This window comes from Segatella sinensis (genome assembly GCF_040095255.1).
Classification (GTDB): domain Bacteria; phylum Bacteroidota; class Bacteroidia; order Bacteroidales; family Bacteroidaceae; genus Prevotella; species Prevotella sinensis.
Map to the genome: position 1 here is coordinate 1 of NZ_JBBNGE010000095.1, position 3897 is coordinate 3897.

Genomic DNA, 3897 nt, shown 5'->3' on the forward strand with positions numbered 1-3897 from the left:
ATCGGACTCGAAGAGCTCGCCGCTCACATGGCTAGCCACAACACCCCTTACAGCAAGGGCGCCATCCTCGGTATGCTTACCGATGCAGCAGCCTGCACCAAGGAGTTGCTCCTTTTGGGCAAGAACGTGAAGTTTGCCGACATCGCCATTTTCTCACTCGGACTGAAGGTGAAGGGCGGTGCACCTACCAAGGAGAACTACAACGTGGGGAAGTACATTTTGGGACTGAAGTTGAGAGCCAGAGCCACTGGCGAGCTCAAGACCGAGAATCTTGACACCTCTATCAAGCTCATCAATCTGGCAGCTCCTGCAACGGAGAATCCGGTGAATCCGGATGATACCGGCAAGGATAACCCATCAGGTGGTGGCAGCCAGACTACCGGAGGCGGTGGCAACACCGATAACACCCAGCAGGGTGGCGGCGGAACCACGGATAGCGGTTCTACAGATGAAGGCGGCGGCGACAACGTAAATTTATAGCCGCTAATCGTATCATCCGATAGAAGGAAGCCGTATGGCGTCAGGGGCATTCCGAGAGCATCAAGAGGCAGGAATCATCTGCAACAATCATCAAAAGCAAGCTCTGCACGGGTGCCTGGGTTATACAGCTTCCTTCTAAGGATATCTCCCTAGTTATGAACATTTCAGTTGAATCAAGTTTTAGTAAATCAAGTTTTAGTAAATCATCAGACTATGAGAAAAGAAACCATCAAGAAGATCATCAATCTTATCATCACAGTACTTACCGCCATCGCTTCTGCCGTCTGCGTGCAGAGCTGCAAGGGACTGTAATGAATCCATCATCAGTAATCAGTTTTCTGTAATCAGTTTTCTGTAATCTGTTTTCTATAATCAGTATTCAGTAATCATTAACAAGAGTTGCCTATGATCAAGAACAGAAAGATCAATTTAATCGTCATCCACTGCAGTGCCACCCGAGTTACCCAGGACTTCACGGTTGGCGAGTTGGAGGCATGTCATTTAGCCCGTGGTTTCCGTGACATCGGTTATCACTATTACATCACGAAGGACGGAGTGATTTATCCGTGCCGTCCGGAGTCGGAGCCTGGCGCTCATGCCCGTCATTACAACGCCCACAGCATCGGCATCTGTTACGAGGGTGGTCTGGATGCCAATGGTCGTCCTGCCGACACCCGCACGCCAGCCCAGAAGGCTGCGATGAGAGAGCTTCTGAAGAGTCTCTGCACCGACTATCCTGAAGCCGAAATCCTAGGCCACAGAGATCTCCCTGGCGTTCACAAGGAGTGTCCATCTTTCAATGTCAAGAAGTGGCTTTCCAGCATTCATTTCCACATCTAGTCTCCTCCTCTCATCAAATATAAATTTCCGTACTCATCTTTTTCCTCCCCAATCTTATGTTTCCGCATAAGGTTGGGGCTTTTTCGTATATAGTCCCAATGACCGCATAGGTCAAAAAATCTATGTGAATCAGTTATAGGAATAATTCTATCCTCCAATATTAATACATTTATCAATTTGAAGTTAACTTCTTCAAATCATAATACATAAGGCGCGTATGCAACGACTTTGCCATGTCATAACCTAGATTTTCCGCTTCTTGCTGTTCCGTCGAAAACAAAAACAAGAATTCATTCTTTTGATAAAAATCTAATGGAATCTTATTGTTATAAGCATCAACTATCAAGAAACGACATCCTGTTTTATTTTCTTCATCAACAAACCAAGATTTTATGAAATCCAACAATTCTGAACCTATACCTTGATGACGAAAGTCAACATTAATTCCAAGCCTTCCAATAAGTACAGCAGGATACCTACGCATTCGTTTCTCTCTCGGAATATCATGAGACAGCTTACGGCCACGATTATTAGGTATGACATCTACTCTAATACTATCATTAGACAGAGTAAACATACAAACAATGGTTTTAGGCTCATCATCCAACACAAAGCAATAAGTTTTACCAAGCAACTCTGCTTTATAACGCATTGCATCATGGAGAAAGAAATCATCCAAATCCTCATCTCCACAAGTAAAAGGATGGCAAGTTAAAAGTATCTCGTCATCCATCTTTTTAAGTTTACACTTATCTAATAAAAATCCCATACTTACATTCCTGCTTTTTTTAAGATAGCACGAGCTATAGCTATTTTCTCAGAAAAATCAATACGCTCTTTACTTTTCATAACCTCATCAGCATTGTTGATAAAGCGCACGGCCTCATCACCATGAAGAGTTGGTATAACTTTTATATCTATTGCCATAATTCTTATCACCTATTATTTAGTTTATTAACATGCCACAAAAGTACGCTTTTTCTTCGAAACCACCAAGAAAAAAGAAAGAATTCTGTAAGTTATCAGCGAATTATCCAATATCAGTAATCTATAAGCCCATAATAGTAAGCCGTAGCAAGTTATCCCCAGGCGGTCCCAGCCCGCACAATATGGCGAAGACCTCTGATGGTCCGCCAACAATAAAGCGCAGCGGTTTCGAGCACCGGAGGGCGGTTACATCCTCTCTCTTCGGGCAAGAGAGAGGCTTGGTGAGAGATGTGGAGCCTTCCTTAAGGGTAAGGAAGGACGGGTAGGTTTTCGAAAAACAGCTTCTGAATCCATTTAAAGATTAATCTATATTAAAAGATTCCCCTTTTACACCATTCTCCGAAGGATTAATTATAATTTTGGGTGGTGTCGCAGTTTGCGCAGCCTTGTTTTTGCTTTGGATGATGAAGACCAAAGCTGGTCAGAAATGGGTGAAGGAGTTATAAAGTCATAGATGATAAATGCTTCAAAAGAAAAACATTTTATCGTCCGAAAGCTTTCAAAAAAGGTTGCAATCCTCGAAAAGATGGATTGCAACCCTTTATGCCTTTTTATGCAATTTTCAAAGCATTTATTTCATATAATTCTTCAGCCACAAATCGAAGAACTTGTCATATACCACGTAGGCATCATCCTTCTGGGTGATGAAATCCTTCTCCAACAATCCTTTCAGAGCGGAATTTACAGAGCTTGGCGACGGGAGATGATATTTCTTTGCGAAGGCTCCGCTCTTTACGCTTCTGGCTTCGTCCTCTGCAGAGATGGCGATGAAGACATTGCGCTGCTTTTCCGGCATCTGGCGCAGAAGGGTCTCGTAGGTGTCTGATGCCATGTTGAGATTGTAGTTGATGGCGTCATCTACCATATCCAGAGTACAGGTACCCTGCTCGGGAGTCTTGAGGAAGAGGACATTCATTACTCGCTGGATGTATGAGGTGACACCACCGAAACGGGCGAAGAGTTCTCCGATAATTGCAGTATCTATATGTTTGTTGCGCTCCTCGAACTTGGCAGTGGCAAACTCCTTGTATTTCTCAATATCCAGTGGCTTCAGGTTCATCAGCGTTACGCTCTGATAGAAAGGGCGGGCAGGGGAAGTGAACATTTCTGCCATCAGATGGCGATGAGAGCCCGAGAAGATGAAGTGTGCATTGGTGCATCGCTGGATATAGGTACGGAGCAATGCCTCTATGCGATTGTCGGCATAGTTGGTGATTTGCTGAAACTCGTCGATGGCAACAAGACATGGCTTGTCGGCTTGGTTGAGATAAGCGAATATCTCATCAAGCGTAATTTCCGGATTCACCATGTTGCCGAGACCTATTCCCCAAACTGGAGCCCCGTTGATATCGAAAGAGATTTCTGAACGGAGAGAAGAGAGTGCTATCAGGAATTTCTCCCAAGCGCTTCTGCCTTTAGGGCGAAGTGCGTCTATGATGGCTTTGCCGAACATATTGACCAGGTCGCTGACGGAATTGGTTGAATAGATGTCTATGATGAAAGTATAATAATCGGGTCACCAGTAAAAGTGTGTGGATTAGGCATAGATCTTCATTAGTCTGAAGAGAAAGAACTTACGGTCAATAATAC

Annotated in this window: 6 protein-coding genes; 3 read left to right on the plus strand and 3 right to left on the minus strand. The window is 44.1% G+C overall.

Features of this window, described 5'->3' with window-relative positions:
* The 3 genes from AAAT87_RS14940 to AAAT87_RS14950 form a co-directional block, all read left to right on the plus strand.
* Positions 1 to 480: HU family DNA-binding protein (locus AAAT87_RS14940; protein WP_349226863.1), on the plus strand; the 480-nt coding region annotated here is incomplete at its 5' end.
* Positions 481 to 693: 213 nt separating this feature from the next.
* Positions 694 to 792 (plus strand): smalltalk protein, encoded by a 99-nt coding sequence (locus AAAT87_RS14945; protein ID WP_153089909.1) that lies wholly within the window; start codon positions 694 to 696, stop codon positions 790 to 792.
* Positions 793 to 885: 93 nt separating this feature from the next.
* A complete protein-coding gene (locus AAAT87_RS14950) occupies positions 886 to 1320 on the plus strand; it encodes an N-acetylmuramoyl-L-alanine amidase (RefSeq protein WP_298532624.1) in 435 nt (144 codons plus the stop codon).
* A gap of 172 nt (positions 1321 to 1492) precedes the next feature.
* Here AAAT87_RS14950 and AAAT87_RS14955 read toward each other — a convergent pair whose 3' ends face one another.
* The 3 genes from AAAT87_RS14955 to AAAT87_RS14965 form a co-directional block, all read right to left on the minus strand.
* Positions 1493 to 2053, minus strand: coding sequence for a GNAT family N-acetyltransferase (locus AAAT87_RS14955; RefSeq protein WP_349226864.1), 561 nt, complete (start codon positions 2051 to 2053; stop codon positions 1493 to 1495).
* Between the two features lie 38 nt (positions 2054 to 2091).
* Positions 2092 to 2247, minus strand: coding sequence for a hypothetical protein (locus AAAT87_RS14960; RefSeq protein ID WP_349226865.1), 156 nt, complete (start codon positions 2245 to 2247; stop codon positions 2092 to 2094).
* 631 nt (positions 2248 to 2878) lie between these two features.
* Positions 2879 to 3760 (minus strand): AAA family ATPase, encoded by an 882-nt coding sequence (locus AAAT87_RS14965; protein ID WP_349226866.1) that lies wholly within the window; start codon positions 3758 to 3760, stop codon positions 2879 to 2881.
* Positions 3761 to 3897: the final 137 nt, after the last annotated feature.

Coding starts and splice junctions, on each gene's coding strand:
- AAAT87_RS14965 (WP_349226866.1), bottom strand. CDS start 3,760: ATGTTCGGCAAAGCCATCATAGACGCACTTCGCCCTAAAGGCAGAAGC.
- AAAT87_RS14950 (WP_298532624.1), top strand. CDS start 886: ATGATCAAGAACAGAAAGATCAATTTAATCGTCATCCACTGCAGTGCC.
- AAAT87_RS14945 (WP_153089909.1), top strand. CDS start 694: ATGAGAAAAGAAACCATCAAGAAGATCATCAATCTTATCATCACAGTA.
- AAAT87_RS14955 (WP_349226864.1), bottom strand. CDS start 2,053: ATGGATGACGAGATACTTTTAACTTGCCATCCTTTTACTTGTGGAGAT.
- AAAT87_RS14960 (WP_349226865.1), bottom strand. CDS start 2,247: ATGGCAATAGATATAAAAGTTATACCAACTCTTCATGGTGATGAGGCC.